This is a genomic window from Mycoplasmopsis gallopavonis (assembly GCF_900660635.1).
Classification (GTDB): domain Bacteria; phylum Bacillota_I; class Bacilli_A; order Mycoplasmatales; family Metamycoplasmataceae; genus Mycoplasmopsis; species Mycoplasmopsis gallopavonis.
On record NZ_LR215032.1, the window covers coordinates 194337 to 213146 of the forward strand.

General features: G+C 27.1%; 13 protein-coding genes and 4 pseudogenes. 9 read left to right on the forward strand and 8 right to left on the reverse strand.

The features are described from left to right. Positions 1-90 precede the first annotated feature (90 nt). Together rbfA and EXC53_RS03195 are read right to left on the reverse strand one after the other, a co-directional pair. Positions 91-429 (reverse strand): 30S ribosome-binding factor RbfA, encoded by a 339-nt coding sequence (rbfA, locus tag EXC53_RS03190; RefSeq protein WP_119571907.1) that lies wholly within the window; start codon positions 427-429, stop codon positions 91-93. A 310-nt stretch (positions 430-739) separates the two neighbouring features. Further along, entirely contained in the window at positions 740-1927 is a 1188-nt protein-coding gene (locus tag EXC53_RS03195) for a phosphopentomutase (RefSeq protein WP_119571908.1), read from the reverse strand. Positions 1928-2094: 167 nt separating this feature from the next. On the opposite strand from EXC53_RS03195, the gene EXC53_RS03200 reads away from it, so the two are divergent. After that, positions 2095-2319, forward strand: a complete 225-nt coding sequence (locus EXC53_RS03200) for an NADPH-dependent FMN reductase family protein (protein WP_119571909.1) — start codon at positions 2095-2097, stop codon at positions 2317-2319. Continuing rightward, positions 2291-2695 carry an FMN-dependent NADH-azoreductase gene (locus EXC53_RS03205; protein WP_119571910.1) on the forward strand — a complete coding sequence of 135 codons (405 nt, stop codon included), beginning with the start codon at positions 2291-2293 and terminating at the stop codon, positions 2693-2695. Before EXC53_RS03200 ends, EXC53_RS03205 begins: the two co-directional genes overlap by 29 nt. A gap of 58 nt (positions 2696-2753) precedes the next feature. On the opposite strand, the gene EXC53_RS03210 is transcribed toward EXC53_RS03205, so the two are convergent. Further along, positions 2754-3356 (reverse strand): DUF6088 family protein, encoded by a 603-nt coding sequence (locus EXC53_RS03210; protein ID WP_119571911.1) that lies wholly within the window; start codon positions 3354-3356, stop codon positions 2754-2756. Positions 3357-3604: 248 nt separating this feature from the next. Between EXC53_RS03210 and EXC53_RS03215 the strand changes: the two are divergent. The 3 genes and pseudogenes from EXC53_RS03215 to EXC53_RS03225 form a co-directional block, all read left to right on the forward strand. Continuing rightward, positions 3605-4821: pseudogene (locus EXC53_RS03215) on the forward strand (IS1634 family transposase); the annotation flags it as partial. A gap of 34 nt (positions 4822-4855) precedes the next feature. After that, the gene (locus tag EXC53_RS03220) at positions 4856-6070 is read left to right on the forward strand and encodes an IS3 family transposase (RefSeq protein WP_129724563.1); all 1215 of its coding nucleotides are present in this window, start codon (positions 4856-4858) and stop codon (positions 6068-6070) included. Positions 6071-6088: 18 nt separating this feature from the next. Then, a pseudogene (locus EXC53_RS03225) lies at positions 6089-6517 on the forward strand (IS1634 family transposase); the annotation flags it as partial. A gap of 149 nt (positions 6518-6666) precedes the next feature. Here the strand turns inward: EXC53_RS03225 and EXC53_RS03230 are convergent. Continuing rightward, entirely contained in the window at positions 6667-7071 is a 405-nt protein-coding gene (locus EXC53_RS03230; protein WP_119572264.1) for a S1 RNA-binding domain-containing protein, read from the reverse strand. Between the two features lie 325 nt (positions 7072-7396). Here EXC53_RS03230 and EXC53_RS03235 point away from each other — a divergent pair, with 325 nt between their 5' ends. From EXC53_RS03235 to EXC53_RS03245, 3 genes are all read left to right on the forward strand, one after another. After that, a complete protein-coding gene (locus EXC53_RS03235) occupies positions 7397-8761 on the forward strand; it encodes an MAG3090 family protein (RefSeq protein ID WP_119572263.1) in 1365 nt (454 codons plus the stop codon). 284 nt (positions 8762-9045) lie between these two features. After that, complete coding sequence (locus tag EXC53_RS03240; RefSeq protein WP_119572262.1) at positions 9046-12189, forward strand: putative immunoglobulin-blocking virulence protein; 3144 nt, start codon at positions 9046-9048, stop codon at positions 12187-12189. 211 nt (positions 12190-12400) lie between these two features. Beyond that, entirely contained in the window at positions 12401-14029 is a 1629-nt protein-coding gene (locus tag EXC53_RS03245) for an IS1634 family transposase (RefSeq protein WP_129724706.1), read from the forward strand. Positions 14030-14133: 104 nt separating this feature from the next. Here the strand turns inward: EXC53_RS03245 and EXC53_RS04225 are convergent, their stop codons facing one another. Together EXC53_RS04225 and EXC53_RS03250 are read right to left on the reverse strand one after the other, a co-directional pair. Further along, on the reverse strand, positions 14134-14295 hold the full coding sequence (locus tag EXC53_RS04225; RefSeq protein WP_165261040.1) for a hypothetical protein: 162 nt from the start codon (positions 14293-14295) through the stop codon (positions 14134-14136). A gap of 37 nt (positions 14296-14332) precedes the next feature. Further along, positions 14333-15724, reverse strand: a pseudogene (locus tag EXC53_RS03250) (IS1634 family transposase); the annotation flags it as partial. A gap of 29 nt (positions 15725-15753) precedes the next feature. Here EXC53_RS03250 and EXC53_RS03255 point away from each other — a divergent pair. Next, positions 15754-16968 (forward strand): IS3 family transposase, encoded by a 1215-nt coding sequence (locus EXC53_RS03255; RefSeq protein WP_129724513.1) that lies wholly within the window; start codon positions 15754-15756, stop codon positions 16966-16968. A 12-nt stretch (positions 16969-16980) separates the two neighbouring features. Here EXC53_RS03255 and EXC53_RS03260 read toward each other — a convergent pair. Both EXC53_RS03260 and EXC53_RS03265 read right to left on the reverse strand, forming a co-directional pair. Further along, positions 16981-17292 (reverse strand): annotated as a pseudogene (locus EXC53_RS03260) (IS1634-like element ISMsy1 family transposase); the annotation flags it as partial. Between the two features lie 224 nt (positions 17293-17516). Beyond that, positions 17517-18791 (reverse strand): IS3 family transposase, encoded by a 1275-nt coding sequence (locus tag EXC53_RS03265; RefSeq protein WP_129724519.1) that lies wholly within the window; start codon positions 18789-18791, stop codon positions 17517-17519. Between the last annotated feature and the right edge of the window lie 19 nt (positions 18792-18810).

Below are 18810 nucleotides of genomic sequence, written 5' to 3' on the forward strand. Positions count from 1 at the left end.
CAAATTATTGTTTGGTCAGTACTGACAATTTTCGTAATTAAATTGCAGTGAGTTTCCGTGGTCAAACGGAAATTTTAAAATAAAAGTTGATTATTTTTCTTCTTTTATTTGTTTCAAGATTTGGTCTATACGACTACCAGTCTGGCTCACTTCATCTAGTAAAAAATGAACTTCTGGAACTTTGCGTCAATTTAATGATTTTGCAAGAACCTTACGAACATATCCAGAAGAATTATTTAGGGCGATAATTCCTTTTTGGACATTGCCTGAAAGATTCACAAAAACTTTAAGGTGTGACAAATCGTTAGTTAGCTTCACATCCATTACTACTGGGTCAATTACGTTTACATTTTGTAAATCGTTAGTAACAATATCAGCAACTAACTGATGAATTTGAGATTCCTTTCTCTTTAAACTTATTTCATTCATGTGTTTATTATATCAAAATAAAACTCTTTTACAATTGCTAGCAAAAAAGAAAATTTATCACTTAAAACAGTTAAATAAAACTTAAAGCTCAAAAGATCTAAAAAGTATTCAAATCTTTGATTTTTGAAGCAATTCTTAAATAATTTATTAATTTGAAATTACGATTTTATCTAATCAAAATATGAAATCTTTTTCATTTTTCTAAGTAAAATTTAAAATTTTAACTCTTAAATTATTCTCAAATATTAAAAAACTAATTAAAAAGAAAAATAGAAGGTTAATTAATAAACCTTCTATTTGGTAATTTAAATTAAACTAATTGTTCGAAAATATCATCACCTGTTTCAGTTACAATTTCAGCTCCAAAGTTACGAGCAACAATGTTTCCTAATGTTCCAAGTCCATTAAAGTTTGGTAAAACTTTTGGTGATTTGAATGATTTAGAAAAAATAGTTGCAGGTAAAAATTCTCTTGTGTGATTAAATCCAGGATAAAGCGGATCATTCCCGTGATCACTAGTCATGATTAATAAATCATCATCATTCATTGCGTTGATTAATTTTCCTAATTTCACATCAAGATCAGCAATGTTTTGTGCATAACCATGAACATTTCTTCTGTGTCCAAAGTGTGAATCAAATTGTACTAAGTTAGTGAAAATAAATTTATTTTCACCACCTTGTGTTGCAAGATCGATTGTAATATCCATTCCATCAGCATCACCTTTACTTGAGTAGTGCTTTGAAATTCCTTGTCCAACAAAAATGTCATTAATTTTACCAACTGAAATAACTTCAACACCTTGTTTTTGAATTTCATTTAAAATCATTTCTCTTGGTTGGTTTGCATAGTCATGACGGTTGAAAGTACGGGTGTAATTCCCTTCTTCTCCAACATATGGACGAGCAATAATTCTTCCTACGTTTCATTCAGGACGAGATGAACAAATTGCTCTTGCTGCCTTTGCGTATCTATAAAGATTTTCAAGTCCTGTTCATTCTTCATGAGCACAAATTTGTAAAACAGAGTCCATTGAAGTGTAAACAATGATTGCTCCATTATCTCTTTCTTCATGTGCTAGTTCGTTAATAATTTCTGTACCAGAAGCTGATTTGTTTCCAACAATTTTACGATTATCAAAAGCTTTTGAAAGTTCATCGATTAATTCTTGTGGAAAACCAGTTTCTGTAAAAGTTGGGAAAGGAACTAAAGTTTTAATTCCCATCATTTCTCAGTGTCCTGCTAAAGTATCTTTGGCATTAGATACTTCTTGCACTTTCGCCATGTATGCAAGCGGTTGTTTAACATGATAATTTCCATTTAAATTAGTAATATTTCCAATCCCTAATTTTTTTCAAGTATCAATTTTGAATTCTTCTGCCATTGATGCTGAACGAATAGTATTTGCCCCTGAATCACCAAAAGCCTTTTGGTCACGATCTGGACCAATTCCAAGTCCATCTGTAACAATCATAAAAATACGTTTAAATTTTGCCATAAATTCTCCATTCCTAATATATTGATTAAGGTCATTAATAATTTTAAAGTTTTTATAACTTTATAAGCAAGAAAAAATAAATTTGCAAAAATTTTCCATATTTTGTTTCACATAATAAAATTAGAGCTTATAATTTATCTTGTAAATACAAATAGGAGGTATCAAAAATGAGAAAAATACTCTTTTTAGACGGAAACATTACTCCAAATGAAACTTCTTATTCAAGAAGTATTCTTGATAAAATGCAAGAAGTTGCAAATTCTTATCAAAATGTTGAAGTAATGCGTTTTGATTTAAATAAAACAAAACATGCTGAAATTTTTCTAACTGGAAATAATCTTTCGACATATTGAAACGATATTGATGCAGATTATTGAATTAACTTACTTTAAAGAAGTTGATTTAGTAGTTATTTCAAATAGTATGATCAATTTTGGGCCTAGTGCAATTGTTAAAAACTTTATTGATTCAATTTGCGTTCCTAATAAGACATTTTCTTATAAATATTCTAAACAAGGTGACGCCATTGGTTTACTTACTAACTTAAATGTAATCATTGTTTCTACACAAGGTGCACCAAAAGGATGATACCCATTTGGAAATCATACAGAATGATTAAAAGGTGTCTTTAAGTTTATCGGTGCTCAAAATGTCGATGTAGTTGAATTCCTTGGAACAAAAGTTGCTCCAAATAACTTAGTTAATCCAAAAGAAGTCAGCCCAGAGTTACTTAAACCATTATTTGATTTTTTAAATCAGCAAAAATAGTTAATAAAAATCCTAGCTAAAATTAGTTAGGATTTTTGTTTTACTTTTTAGCAACATACTAGCAATTTAATTTAGCTATTTGAACTAAAATCTCATAAATTCAAAACGGTAAATTTAAAGTATCTTTAATTAGATCTTCTTTGATATTTTTTGCAAATCTTGCAAGCATTTTAATATGTTTTTCTTTAATATTTTTCTGACCTATTCTTTTAATTGCTTGTATAAGAATTAATAATTGATCGGAATAATTCATTATATTTCGGTTTGTTGTATGTTTGAAAATAATTTTTTTATTTTGATAGCAATATTCTTTATATCCACCACTAGATACATAAATATATTCATTAGATACTTGAGTAGATAAATTAGTGTAGTTTAAAGCTGTTTCGCCGGTTGGAACTATTTTTCAAGAAAATTTTTCAGCAATTTTCTCAGCAAATTCATGCGGACTAGGATAAGAATACTTTTTTAAAATCTTATTATAACGAGGTTTAACATAAAGACCATCGGCAATTCTTGTGATTTTATTTTCTTTACTTAATCTATATAAAATAGATTTAATTGTGTTTTTTGTACCAAACTTGTAAAAATCATTAATTGCAAAAATTTTACCTTCATTTTTACAAATAATTTCTCCTATTTGATTTGTTATTGAGTTCATTTTTTATTCCTTCTTGCACCTAAAATTATACACTTTTGGGTGCAAAAATCAGATTTGCTATTATTATTGAAATAAAAAATTAGACACATTTTGTCTTTGTGTCTAATTTTCTTTAAAAAGATCCTGAGTTTCCAAGTTGAGCTTATTTTTTAGGCTTATTTTTTTATACATATATCAAAGATATATGACCTAAAGAAAAAAATGTTTTTTTTACTTACATTACACACATAAAATGATATAATAAGAGTATGAGTTACAGTTTATGCAAGAAAAAACAAAATGGAAAATATTATTTAGTTTTAGCTATTTCTAAAGGTTTTAAAAAAGGTTATGGAAATCAGATTGGTCTAGGGTACTGAGAAGATATCAAAGAAAAGTATGGATTATCTTCAATTGAAGATATAAAAGAAATAGCAAAAAAGTAGATACATCTTTAGATAAAACTGTTGCAAAAGAAGAGTTTTTTAAATTATTAAAACCTACTTCTGTAAAAACAAGTATCCAAAATATTGGAGTTGATTTAATTTATAAAGTTATTAAAGAATTAGATTTATTTTCGGCATTACCAAAAAGTAAACATAAATCGTTAGAAGAGCTTTTGGAATTTTTCATAGCAACTAGAATTATCCTTCCAAGAAGCTATATGTCACAATATAAAAATAAAAGTGATTTTATAAATGATATTAATGTTAAAAAATCATCAATATATAACTATCTTGATGTTATTTTCGAAAATAAGAATTCTGTTTTAGTCAATTTATTTCAAAAAATAAATGAATTCACAAATCGTAATAATAAAGTTTTTCACTTCGATAACACAACAGTTTATTTTGAAAGCTTTACAAGAGAAGGAATAAGAAAAAACGGTTTTTCAAAAGACGGAAAACACAATGAAGATCAAGTAGTCATAGCAATGGCTGTAGATGAAAACGGAATACCAATACACTATAAAGTGTTCCCAGGTAACACGGCTGATGGTAAAACAATGTTATCCTTCGTTTTAGAACTTCAATCAATCTATAAAATAAAGGATATTATAATAGTTGCAGATCGTGGAATAAATAACAATGCAAACTTACGTTTCCTAGAACAAAAAGGAATTAAATATATATTCCAAAAAAGATTAGATACATTAAGTATTGGGATGAAAAAATTCATTCTTGAGGACAAACATTATGTTTTTAGAGATGAAATGTTTTGGAAAGAACAAATTGTTGAATCTGTTTGAAACAAAAATAGATTTAATGGTAAATACAGAAAATGATGTGTGTTTTTCAGTCCTGGGAAAAAGACTTTAGATAAATTAAAAAGAAATAATTTTATTGATAAATTGAATAAGAAAACTGTAAATGGAGAACCCCCACTTAGTTCTTTAGTTCCAGAATATAAAAAGAAATACATGGACATTGATGGCAAAACAGTGGGTAAATTAAATTGAGAGAAAATTAAGAAAAAAGAATCTGAATAAACTAGGACAATAAAAATTAACATTCCTTCGAATGTTAATTTTTTATATTTTTAAAGGAGAAAAAATGGGTAAACATTTTACAGAAGAACAAGAAAAAGAAATTTATAATACATTTTTTCAATTAGGCAAAAAGTATGCAATTGAACTTATGTATAAATATGGTGCAAAAGCAAAAGATAAATATGTGAAAGCAAGATTACGAGGAATATTAAAACATTATAATTGTAATATGAATAAAAAACCAAGAAAGCCTGGAACCGGTAGGTCAAGAAAAGTGAAAGAACAAGATATAAATTGAGACATTTTTACACGAGAAGATTTAATTGAAATTGCAAAAAGATATAGAGAAATTACAAAAGATAAATTTAAAACAGAGAAAGTTCAAGAGGCATCACATATTAATATGGCTTCGTATAAACTTGCTATTTTGTTGTATCTTTGTAGACAAACAATATCCAAACATAAAAGAAATAATTTTGCTCCTAAAAATAAATCCAGAAAAATAAAGTACCAAGACTTGATTATTGATTCATTTAAACAAAATAGATCTAAATATGGTAGACAAAAATTAAAATATTTTATCTTAAAGCACTATAAAATAGACATAAACGAAAGAACTCTAGGAAGATATATGAATGCCTTAGGTTTATTTTGCAATATAAGAAAAAGAAAAAAATTAAAAGAAGTAAAGAACACATCTGTCATAAAAGAAAACATTGTGAATAGAGATTATAACGATGTATATAACAGAAATATATATGCTACCGATGTAACATATCTCCCAGCGACAAAAGATGCGATAAACAATAATGTTTATCTTTCAGTAGTGATTAAACATAAAACTAAAGAAATAATTAGTTTTTCTCTTTCCAAATTTAATGATTCAAAATTAATTTACAAAACATTTGAAAATGTGGATTTTGAAAAAAGTTTTATACTACATTCAGATCATTGCTCAACTTATACATCTGATGATTTTTCTCATTTTATTGAAAATAAAGGTGGAATAATTTCACTTTCAAAAGTAGGAAATAGTTTAGATAATAGAGTTGTGGAATATTGATTTTCAAATTTAAAAACTGAATTAATTAGAGATTTAAATATCAAAGCTATGACTTTGAGTGAACTAGAAAAAGTAATATCTAATTATGTTAATTGATACAATAAATTTAGAATTCAATCATGTCTAAATTGAAAAACCCCATACGAATATAGTATGGGGCTATCCAATTTGATAAATTGTTAATTTTTTCTGTCCTAGTTTAATGAAGATGGCTTTTATATGATTGAAACCAACATAACAAACATAGATTCAAAAGAAGCGAATGAAATATATAAGGGACAATGAAAAGTGGAAGAAGGATTCAGAACCTTAAAATCAGCAATCGAAGTTAGACCGATGTACGTTTATAAAGACGAGCATATTCAATCTCATGTATTTTTATGCTTTTTGTCTCTAATTGTTTTGAAATATTGCATTTATAAATTAAAGAAATTTTATAAAGATAATGGAGAGATTCAAAAACTCACAATGAATATGTTTATAGATGCATTGAAACTTATAACAATCACAACAAAGACTGTGAATGGTAAAGTTGTAAGTGAAATCAAGAATAATTTAGACCCAGAACATAAGGAATTAAACAAAATATATTGTGATTTTCAATATGCGGTTGATGGTCTATCATTGTAATTTAGAAGCACAAAAAACGAATACGCCTTATTTGTAGGTGTATTCGTTTTTTTCTTCATTACAACTTGGAAACGCAGGATTTACCACTCCAAAAGAAAACTTTTTCACAATTTTTGAAAAATAAAAATCACGAAAAAATCGTGATTTGTTTATTTGTTAGTTTTAAAATTTTTAAAATGTGTTTTGTTTCTTATTTGCTGTTCATTTTTAGAATTTAAATTGAGTTTCTCAATAAAGGAAATTGTATGACTATAAAGGTTGCGAAAACCTTTTTCTGTTGATTTAAGACTATAAGTAAACGGTCCATTCATAAAAGATGGGTGGTTTCGTTTAAAACTTGCATAATTATAAGAATTATCATCACTATATTTTAAAACAACAAAATTAATGCGATCATTGAGTTTAAGAACCTCATAAACTCTTGTTTTTGGAAAATCACTAACTTCTTGCTTATTTATAATAAAGCTAACTTGATCGTCTGTTTCCACAACTGCAAACTTTTTACCTGTTCGAGTAATTTTACCTTCGGCTATCTCTTTTGTTTTATATTCCATAGTTTTTTAATTATAAAATAAAAAGATAACTTATTTTTAATATTCAAATTAAAATTACCCTAAAATAGCAAACAACTATTTCTTAAAAAAGCTTTATTTTTAATCTAAAATAAAGTAAATTTAAAAAAAGATAATATTTGCTTGAAAAAATCCAAATTTATCATTTTTAACTTAAAATAAGCTATTTTAGTCCTTAATAGTCTTTTTATAAATTAAAGTAAAAAACTTGTATAATATAAAAGATTATTTTAATCATTTTTTTATTTAATTAAATAAAAAGGTATATACAAATTTTTAGGGCAAATTTTTATAAAAAGGAGCTATTATGAAACGTTTACAATGTTTGTACAAACCAAACAAAGATAAAAATTACCCATGAGCACTAAAACACCCAAAAGTAGATTCAGCTTTAGCTGTTTTTAAAACACGTAAAGATGCCATGACATGATTTTTATCTTTAGGTTACGATTGTGCAACTTGATTCCAAAACGACCGTAAAGTTTGAGGTGGTCTTTTAATTGCCGAAAAAAACCCTCAGGGCGTAATGGAATATGAGCTTAATGTTGATAAGTTTGATGGTAAATTAAACTATGAAGAAACATTAGCTGAACTTAATATTTTAGAATCTGGTTTCAGAAACGATAAAGATGCTGCAGAATCTTTATCACAAGTAACAGATTACAAAGTATTAAATGATCACAATACATATTTCCCAGTAGATGATGATATTATTATCGAAAGAAAAAAATCTAAGAAAGACTTAGAAATCGAAGAACTTAAAGCAAAAATTTTAGAACTTTCTGCATTACTTTCTTCTTCAAATTCAGATTTTAGTAATGAACTTAACGAACTTATGGAACAATTACAAGATTCAAATTCTGATAAAGAATTATTAAGAAGACAAATTGAAATCTTAAAAGCTCGTCAAGAAGCTGCTGCACAAGCTGAAAAAGAAGTTATTGTTGAAAAACCAACTGAAAAAATTGTTGAAAAAGAAGTAGTTCGTGAAGTTGTTAAAGAAGTTTATGTACCAGAACAAAAAGTTGTAAAATACGAAAACTTCGACGACTTATGCGATAAAAATAAATTAAAAGCAGTTGCTTTATATTCTAAAAAAGTGGAAAGTTTTGTAGAACAATTACAAGATAAAACAGTTACTTCAAAAGAAGACTTTAACAAAATTCAAAATAATTTAAATCATGTATTTAAACAAACTAAATTATTAGAAGAAAAACTTCAAGACAAAGATGATATGAAGAAAATTGCTAAATTATCATTATTCTCACTTTCAAGATCACTTGAAAAATTAAATGATAAATTAGTTGGGTCAAACGACATTAAAGAAACACCTGCAACAGCTGTTTATGTAATGGAAAATGATGAAAACATTAGATTAGCACAAGCTACTTCATTTGTTTCATTTGATTACAAACATGTTGGATTTGTTCCAGAAAAAGATTATGCATACGCTATCTTTACAAACAATGTTGATAATTCTAAATTCTTAGTCTTTGATTGACCAGTTGAAACAAGCTCTAAATCACAAGAAGTTGTTAAAGTTGTAGAAACAGAAGTTGTTGAAAAACAACCAACTGAATGATGAGTAAAAGCATTAGTTATATTTATTTTAACATTCTGTTTTGCAGTACTTGCTACATTAGTATTTTGCTTAGGTTGACCATTTATTTAATGGTTAAAAAGCTAGAATTTCATCTAGTAAATTAATTAAACAAAAATAGCAGATCTTTTTAAGAGATTTGCTATTTTTTACTTTCTTTTTTTAAATGAAATGAATTAAAAGTTCTAAAAATTAAAAGATTTTAAAAACTAAAATCGATATTCAAAATATGGTAATTTTAATTATTTTTATAATTAAAAACAATCGAAAAAATTAATAAGTTTTATAATTTAGTATATATAAGGATAAGTAAAATAAAATTAGACTAAGAAGATAGTTGAAAATAGGAGAAAAACATGATTAGAGCCAAAAAGAATAAAATTATTAAATCATTTCTTTTGTTAGGGAGTTCTGCAATTGGAGCAATTGGAATTAGTTCAATTGTTTTTAATAGTCGTTCTAAATCAGATATCCAAGACAAACAAACTATTGGTCCTCGAAATGCTGAACCAAAACTTTCAGATAAAATTTTTGTAATAATTAAACCTGAATATAATGCTCCAAACGATACAAACCTTATCTCAGAAGAAATAGAAACAACAATTGAATTTAAGGAAGGTCAAACCGTCATTGGAGAACCAATTAAAATCAAAACAAAAACAAAAGAAGAATTTAAGTATGATATTTCAAAATTTATCCCCGAAGGATATATGCTTGTTCCTGAAACTTATCCTAAAGGAACAGAAATTATTCTAACAGCAGGTCAAGTTAACTCTATTTTTATTCAAAAAATTAAAAAAGTTGTTAAAACTACTTTTAGATTTATCGATAAAGAAACTAATCAAGAAGTGGGTAATCCTTTAATTTTAGACTTAGATACAATTGAGAATTTTGATCTTAAAAAATATTTACCAAGTGGATTTAAATTACCTGATGATAATCAAAATCCAAGTTATACAAAAGGGGAAGTCAATGATATTTTAGTGGAACAAATTCACAAGCAATACGAAACTATTTTGTTTTTCAAACTCAAAAATACAACAGAAGAATTAATTAGACGTGAAAAAGTTGTCACAATTGATGATCAAAAAGTTAATCCAGCAAACTTTATTCCAGATGGTTATGAATTTGAACCCCAAAACTTACAACCGCAGTCATTTGATAATTTAAAACCTGGTGGACATTATACTTTCTTTATTAAAAAGACAAAAGTAAAACACCAAACACAATTAAAATTTGTTTACCAAAATGAGCAAATCGGACCTCTTAAAACAATAATTACTTATGGGGATACCGAAATTACAATCGAGCAAATCAATCAAAGAAAACCTGAAAAATATCAAATTAGTCCAAGCTTTACACAAGCTAACATTCAATTAGATCGAATAAATATAATTCCACTTGATAAAATTCGTCAAATGGATCAAACCAAATTAATTTATAAAGATAAAAACGACAAATTGATTAAAGAATTAACTGTTACAAAATATGAAGACGAAACTTTTGATGCTAGTCAATATCTACCAAGTGAATATCAATTTGCCAGTTCAAACGCAACAACAAATGTAGTTAGAGGGAGAGTTGATAATACAAATACTTATATAGTTGAGCTTATTAATCAACCCGTGACTCCACCTGAACCTGAACCTCAACCACAACCTACCCCCGAGCCAACTCCTGAACCAGAACCAGAACCGGTTCAACCAGAAGAAAAAGATAAAAATATTCCAAGTATAACAACTTCTTCGGAAGAAGAAATTAAGAGAATTATCGCTCAAGGTGGTAAAAAAATTGATATACATAGCGTTAAAGGAGACACTAAAGCTTCAACTATCCAAAACATCAAAGCAAAAGCTCTTGAAAATCAAAAAATAGCTAAACAAAGAGAAAAAGTTTCAGCAATTCGTTCAATTATTAGCAAACTTTCAGATCCTAACTATAAATTTAACGCTGATGATCTTGCTCGCTTCTATCAACCTGAAGGAAAAGATCCAGAAGTTATTAGAAGAGTTCTTGAAAATATGGCCAAATATTTAAATGGAGCAAAACTTAAAGACCTAAATTGATCTAGTGCTTTTCCAATAAATGACTCTTTAACAGCCGAAGATCACAAACGAATCTTTAAAGCTCAAATGGAAGCAACCCTTGAAAATGCCGAAGAATATTACAAAAAAGGAATGGTTCTTAACTGAGCTGTTATCGATCCTTCAAACCCATATCCAACTTGAGGATTTGCTGATCCTAACGATAACCCAGTATACCAAAACCAGAAGAAAATTAACAAAGCAAGAGCATTTGCGTATGATGGAAAAAATTCTGAATACGGTAGAACTGGTGGTGATTTAGGTGCAGGAAAATACCCAGGATGAAAAGATACTGTTTTAACTGATCGTAAATATGGTAGTTCAAAAAGAGTTACACAAGCAGGTAACCGTCAATTTATCACTGGTGATGGAATCGAAGTTAGAAAATATACAGCAGAACGTGGAAATGAAGCCGGAAGAGCACAACCAGATCAAATTGTCGCATTCATGGATGCTTCAAATCCAACAGCAGTTAACAAAATTATCGATCTTTTAAGAAAGAATACAGAAATTACTGGTTTATTCATTTCTAACATTGGAACAAAAGATAAAAATCAAGATATTAGCGAAATATTAAGACAATTACCTCCACAAATTGATAAATTAACACTATTTTATGACACAGAATTTATGACAGGTTTATCATATCTTAAAAATAGACACTTTAAACAAGTGGAATTAGGAACAACAATCAATAACCAAGATGATAACCTTGGAGATGAAACTAGAACAGAATATATTCACGGTTGAGGAATCGATCCTATCGTCTTCCAACACACTGATTTTGTTGCTCACGATTGAACAGCAACTAAAGGATGAGATAATTATCGAACTCATGATGTGCAATACGGTCCAATTCAATTTAATATAATTCGTCCAAGTAAAGGTTCAACACTTGAAGAAGTGAAAAAAGGATTTGATATGGTATTGCGTACTCATGCTGGTTGAGCAATTTTTAACGGTGTGTGAGGAGATGGTGGATATCCAATTAAAATCGACCTTTCAGAAACTCAATTTAAATCACTTAGAGGGATTAATCTTGAAAACTATAAATTCAGAGTAATTAAACTCCCTTCACAAGGAACTACTTTTGATTTAGATATCTCAGAAATTAAAGATAGTCAATACACAGCAATTCTTTCTAACTGAGGACCTCCTGATAAACCGAAAATTCTTTTTGGTGACCCAAGAACAACCAAGGTTCATTTAAGGGGAAATAAAAATGATTTTGGAAGTAACTGAATTGCTCAGTGACAAGCATTTATTGAAGGTATTTCAAATGTCGGAACAATTAAAACAATTATCGTTGATGACGAAATTGTCAAAGGAGCACTACTTGCTTCTGGTACCCTAAGATCACTTAAAATTATGACACAACAAGAAGCAGATAATGGTAGTGGATTAGACTTTGATTAATCTTAAAAGGTAAAAACAAAAAACCACAAATTTAGATTTGTGGTTTTTCTTATATTATTGTGGGTTCTTTAAGTAACCTTTGTTTCCTGAGTTTCCAAGTTGAGCCTATTTTTTAGGCTTATTTTTTTATACATATATCAAAGATATATGACCTAAAGAAAAAAATGTTTTTTTTACTTACATTACACACATAAAATGATATAATAAGAGCATGAGTTACAGTTTATGCAAGAAAAAACAAAATGGAAAATATTATTTAGTTTTAGCTATTTCTAAAGGTTTTAAAAAAGGTTATGGAAATCAGATTGGTCTAGGGTACTGAGAAGATATCAAAGAAAAGTATGGATTATCTTCAATTGAAGATATAAAAGAAATAGCAAAAAAAGTAGATACATCTTTAGATAAAACTGTTGCAAAAGAAGAGTTTTTTAAATTATTAAAACCTACTTCTGTAAAAACAAGTATCCAAAATATTGGAGTTGATTTAATTTATAAAGTTATTAAAGAATTAGATTTATTTTCGGCATTACCAAAAAGTAAACATAAATCGTTAGAAGAGGTTTTGGAATTTTTCATAGCAACTAGAATTATCCTTCCAAGAAGCTATATGTCACAATATAAAAATAAAAGTGATTTTATAAATGATATTAATGTTAAAAAATCATCAATATATAACTATCTTGATGTTATTTTCGAAAATAAGAATTCTGTTTTAGTCAATTTATTTCAAAAAATAAATGAATTCACAAATCGTAATAATAAAGTTTTTCACTTCGATAACACAACAGTTTATTTTGAAAGCTTTACAAGAGAAGAAATAAGAAAAAACGGTTTTTCAAAAGACGGAAAACACAATGAAGATCAAGTAGTCATAGCAATGGCTGTAGATGAAAACTGAATACCAATACACTATAAAGTGTTCCCAGGTAACACGGCTGATGGTAAAACAATGTTATCCTTCGTTTTAGAACTTCAATCAATCTATAAAATAAAGGATATTATAATAGTTGCAGATCGTGGAATAAATAACAATGCAAACTTACGTTTCCTAGAACAAAAAGGAATTAAATATATATTCCAAAAAAGATTAGATACATTAAGTATTGGGATGAAAAAATTCATTCTTGAGGACAAACATTATGTTTTTAGAGATGAAATGTTTTGGAAAGAACAAATTGTTGAATCTGTTTGAAACAAAAATAGATTTAATGGTAAATACAGAAAATGATGTGTGTTTTTCAGTCCTGGGAAAAAGACTTTAGATAAATTAAAAAGAAATAATTTTATTGATAAATTGAATAAGAAAACTGTAAATGGAGAACCCCCACTTAGTTCTTTAGTTCCAGAATATAAAAAGAAATACATGGACATTGATGGCAAAACAGTGGGTAAATTAAATTGAGAGAAAATTAAGAAAAAAGAATCTGAAGATGGTTTTTACATTATTGAAACCAATATTTTAGATTTAACACCAGAAAAAGCTAATGAAATTTACAGAAAACAATGAAAAGTAGAAGAAAATTTCAGAACATTAAAATCTTCTTTACAAGTTAGACCTGTTTTTGTTCATAATGAACAGCATATACTTGCACATCTTTTATTATGTTTCATTGCTCTTGTTGTTTTAAAATACTGTCTTTATAAATTAAAGAAATATTATGAAATCAATGGAGAAATACAAAAAGTGACGTTAGATTTATTTGTGGATTCATTAAGAATGATGACTATAACAAAAAAAGAAGTAAATGGAAAAGTGGTACAAGAAATAATTAATGATTTGGATGAAAACCACAAAGAAAATATAAAAATTTATAAAGATTTTATCGCATGTATGAGTTAATTCTATGTGTGTAATTTTAAATGTAAAAAAACGAATACACCTTATTTATAGATGTATTCGTTTTTTATAGCGTCTCAACTTGGAAACTCAGGGTTTTTCTTATATTATTGTGGGTTCTTTAAGTAACCTTTGTTTAAAGCGTCAAGTAAAACTTCAACAATTGTCCGAGAAGAATGGCGATCTTTTGGTTTTTCTAAATAATAAATATATGCAAGAAGTTGATCTCCTGCGTTTCCAAGTTGTGATGAAGAAAAAAACGAATACACCTACAAATAAGGCGTATTCGTTTTTTGTGCTTCTAAATTACAATGATAGACCATCAACCGCATATTGAAAATCACAATATATTTTGTTTAATTCCTTATGTTCTGGGTCTAAATTATTCTTGATTTCACTTACAACTTTACCATTCACAGTCTTTGTTGTGATTGTTATAAGTTTCAATGCATCTATAAACATATTCATTGTGAGTTTTTGAATCTCTCCATTATCTTTATAAAATTTCTTTAATTTATAAATGCAATATTTCAAAACAATTAGAGACAAAAAGCATAAAAATACATGAGATTGAATATGCTCGTCTTTATAAACGTACATCGGTCTAACTTCGATTGCTGATTTTAAGGTTCTGAATCCTTCTTCCACTTTTCATTGTCCCTTATATATTTCATTCGCTTCTTTTGAATCTATGTTTGTTATGTTGGTTTCAATCATATAAAAGCCATCTTCATTAGCTACTTTTTTAATTTTTTCGATATTTAATCTTCCGACTGTTTTACCATCTACATCCATATACTTTTTCTTATATTCTGGAACCAAAGCACTTAATGGCAATTCACCGTTAATAGACTTTTTCTCCAATTTATTAATAAGATTTTGTCTTTTTATTTTGTCTAAAGTTTGTTTTGAAGGGCTAAAATAGACAAATTGTTTTCTAAAGATATCGCTATATCTTTTTTTATTTTTGTTTTTAGCTCAAACAGATTGGATGAATCTAGATTTAGTAAAATAATCATTTTCTTGAACAAATCCTTGATCATTTACTATAAATGCTTTATCTTCTTTTCCAAGAATATCAATACGTTTCTGAACTATATATTTATATCCTTTTTGTTCCAAATATCTTAAATTTGCATTTTGACTAATACCTTTATCAGCAACTATTATTGTGTCTTTTATTTTGTAAATTCTTTGCATTTCGACTAAAAATTTCACAAGAGTTTTAGAATCTGCAGTATTTCCTTCGAAGACTTTATAGTGAAAAGGAATGCCATTGTTATCAACTGCCATAGCCACAACAATTTGATCTTCATCATGCTTTCCATCTTTAGAAAAACCTCTTTGTCTCAAACCATCTCTTGAAAAACTTTGAAAATAAACAGTTGTATTATCAAAATGCATTAATTTTGTGTTTCTAGTTGTCAATTCTTGCATTTTGTTATAAATATTGACTAAAATTGTATTTTTATATTCTAAAAAAGTATCAAAATAGTTATAAATTGAAGATTTTTTTACATCTATCTCATGTAAAAAATCATTTTTGTTTTTGTATTGACAAATATAACTTCTTGGTTGAATTATTCTTGTTGCAACAATAAATTCTAATACTTCTTCTAAAGATTTGTGTTTAGTTTTAGGTAATCCTTTAAATAAATCTAGTTCTTTAATTACTTTATAAATCAATTCAATATAAACTAGGACAATAAAAATTAACATTCCTTCGAATGTTAATTTTTTATATTTTTAAAGGAGAAAAAATGGGAAAACATTTTACAGAAGAACAAGAAAAAGAAATTTATAATACATTTTTTCAATTAGGTAAAAAGGATGCGATTGAACTGATGTATAAATATGGTGCAAAAGCAAAAGATAAATATGTGAAAGCGAGATTACGAAGAATATTAAAACATTATAATTTTAATATGAATAAAAAACCAAGAAAGCCTGGAACCGGTAGGTCAAGAAAAGCGAAAGAACAAGATATAAATTGAGACATTTTTACACGAGAAGATTTAATTGAAATTGCAAAAAGATATAGAGAAATTACAAAAGATAAATTTAAAACAGAAAAAGTTCAAGAGGCATCACATATTAATATGGCTTCGTATAAACTTGCTATTTTGTTGTATCTTTGTAGACAAACAATATCCAAACATAAAAGAAATAATTTTGCTCCTAGAATTAAATCCAGAAAAATAAAGTACCAAGACTTGATTATTGATTCATTTAAACAAAATAGATCTAAATATGGTAGACAAAAATTAAAATATTTTATCTTAAAGCACTATAAAATAGACATAAACGAAAGAACTCTGGGAAGATATATGAATGCCTTAGGTTTATTTTGCAATGTCAGAAAAAGAAAAAAACTAAAAGAAGTAAAGAATACATCTGTCATAAAAGAAAACATTGTTAATAGAGATTATAATGATGTATATAACAGAAATATATATGCTACTGATGTAACATATCTTCCAGCGACAAAAGATGCAATAAACAATAATGTTTATCTTTCAGTAGTAATTAAACATAAAACTAAAGAAATAATTAGTTTTTCTCTTTCTAAATTTAATGATTCCAAATTAATTTACAAAACATTTGAAAATGTTGATTTTGAAAAAAGTTTTATATTACATTCAGATCATTGCTCAACTTATACATCTGATGATTTTTCTCGTTTTATTCAAAATAAAGGTGGAATAATTTCACTTTCAAAAGTAGGAAATAGTTTAGATAATAGAGTTGTGGAATATTGATTTTCAAATTTAAAAACTGAATTAATTAGAGATTTAAATATCAAAGCTATGACTTTGAGTGAACTAGAAAAAGTGATATCTAATTATGTTCATTGATACAATAAATTTAGAATTCAATCATGTTTGAATTGAAAAACCCCATACGAATATAGTATGGGGCTATCCAATTTGATAAATTGTTAATTTTTTCTGTCCTAGTTTAATACCCATATTTTTTACATTTGTTTCAACAGATGTCGGGTTAAGCAATTGGAAAAATTTGGTTTTAACTTCAATTTTATCTTCTCCAACAGGAACCAATCTAGCAATTGGTTTTAAATCATCGATGTTTTGTAGAGAATATTTTTCTTTAATTTCTTCTCAATAACCTAATCCAACTAAATTCCCAATCCCTTTACCGTATCCTTTTGATATTCCTAATGCAATGTAAATCCCTTTTGGGTTTTTTCTTTTATACAGAATGTAGTTACTCATATTTATATTATACATTATTATCATTGTAATCATTGTAAAAAATTAAAATAATTAAAAAGTGTACTTATATACTATGTATATAAGTAATAAGGTAAAAGGTATAAAAAAGAGCTTCCAACTTGGAAACTCAGGAAATTATGACACAACAAGAAGCAGATAATGGTAGTGGATTAGACTTTGATTAATCTTAAAAGGTAAAAACAAAAAACCACAAATTTAGATTTGTTAAACTGGGACACGAAAAGTGGACAAAAAGTTTAATTTACTAAAACACCTCAACACTCTTGAGGTGTTTTTCAATTTAATACTGATTGAATTCTTTCGTTGTTGTATCAAAACACAAAATCATCAATCAGTGATTTTAATTCATTAAAATTTATTTTTGTAATATCGATTAATTTTAAACATTCTGATTTTAAAATTGAAAAGAAATATTCTGCTTCTCTATTATCTAAAGAATTTCCTACTCTACCCATTGATACAACACCATTGTTTTTCTGAATTAAATCTACATAAGTTTTTGAAGAATATTGGAAACCATGATCAGAATGAGCTATTCATTTTTTATCCATTTTGATTTTAGACATATGTTCCATTACTAGTTCTAAATCATTTCTTTTTGAAAGATTATAATTAACAACAAATTTGCTTTTGTGATCAATCGCAACAGATAAAAATACAAAATTGTTTAAGCAATCTTTTGGTGCAGAAATATAAGTAACATCAGTGGCAATTATTTGGTTTGTCTCTCCGTGATAATCACGATTAACAAGATCTATAAATTTTACGTTTGTGTTCTTTTGTTCTCTATCTATTTTCTTTCTTCTGATTAAACAAAATAAGTTTAATCTTCTCATCGCTCTACCAATAGTCCTATAATTTAGATCTATTTGGAATTTTGTTCTAATATAACTTTCCAATCTTTTTCTACCAAACAAACCCTTATTTTTCTTAAATGACTTAATTATTAATTCATCATATTTAGTATTTACAGATTTTTTTCTTGTTTGCTGCTCTTTAGTTTTTAGATTGTGAATTGTTGACTTAGATTTATTAAAGCATAGGCCCAATTTTCTTGTAGAAAGTGAAGATTTCTTAATTTTAGAAATATCAACTTCAATATTATTTCTATCAAAAGAGTCTTTATAAATTTCTAAAATTTCAATCAATTGTTCCTTAGGCATTTTTTCTCATTCCTTTTTTACAATTTCAATAGGAGTAATTTTTTGCCTTTTTGGTCTACCTGACCCTTTACCTTTTTTAGATGATTTACCTGTTTGCGATTCTATATTTATCATTCCTAAATTATATCTGTTATACTTGAAGACAAAATATTTTTTAGCCTCATTGAATTTTCTATCAAAAAAACTAAAACCTCTGATTGAATAATATTTAAGTTCAAAATCATTTTTTGATATCAAATTATTTTTGTAATCTTCATAGCTACCGAATAGTTCTAATCATTCATGTGCCTTTAATTGTCTCATAATACCTCCTAAATATATAAAAACACGAAATATGGATGTGTCCATATTTCGTGTCCCAGTTTAT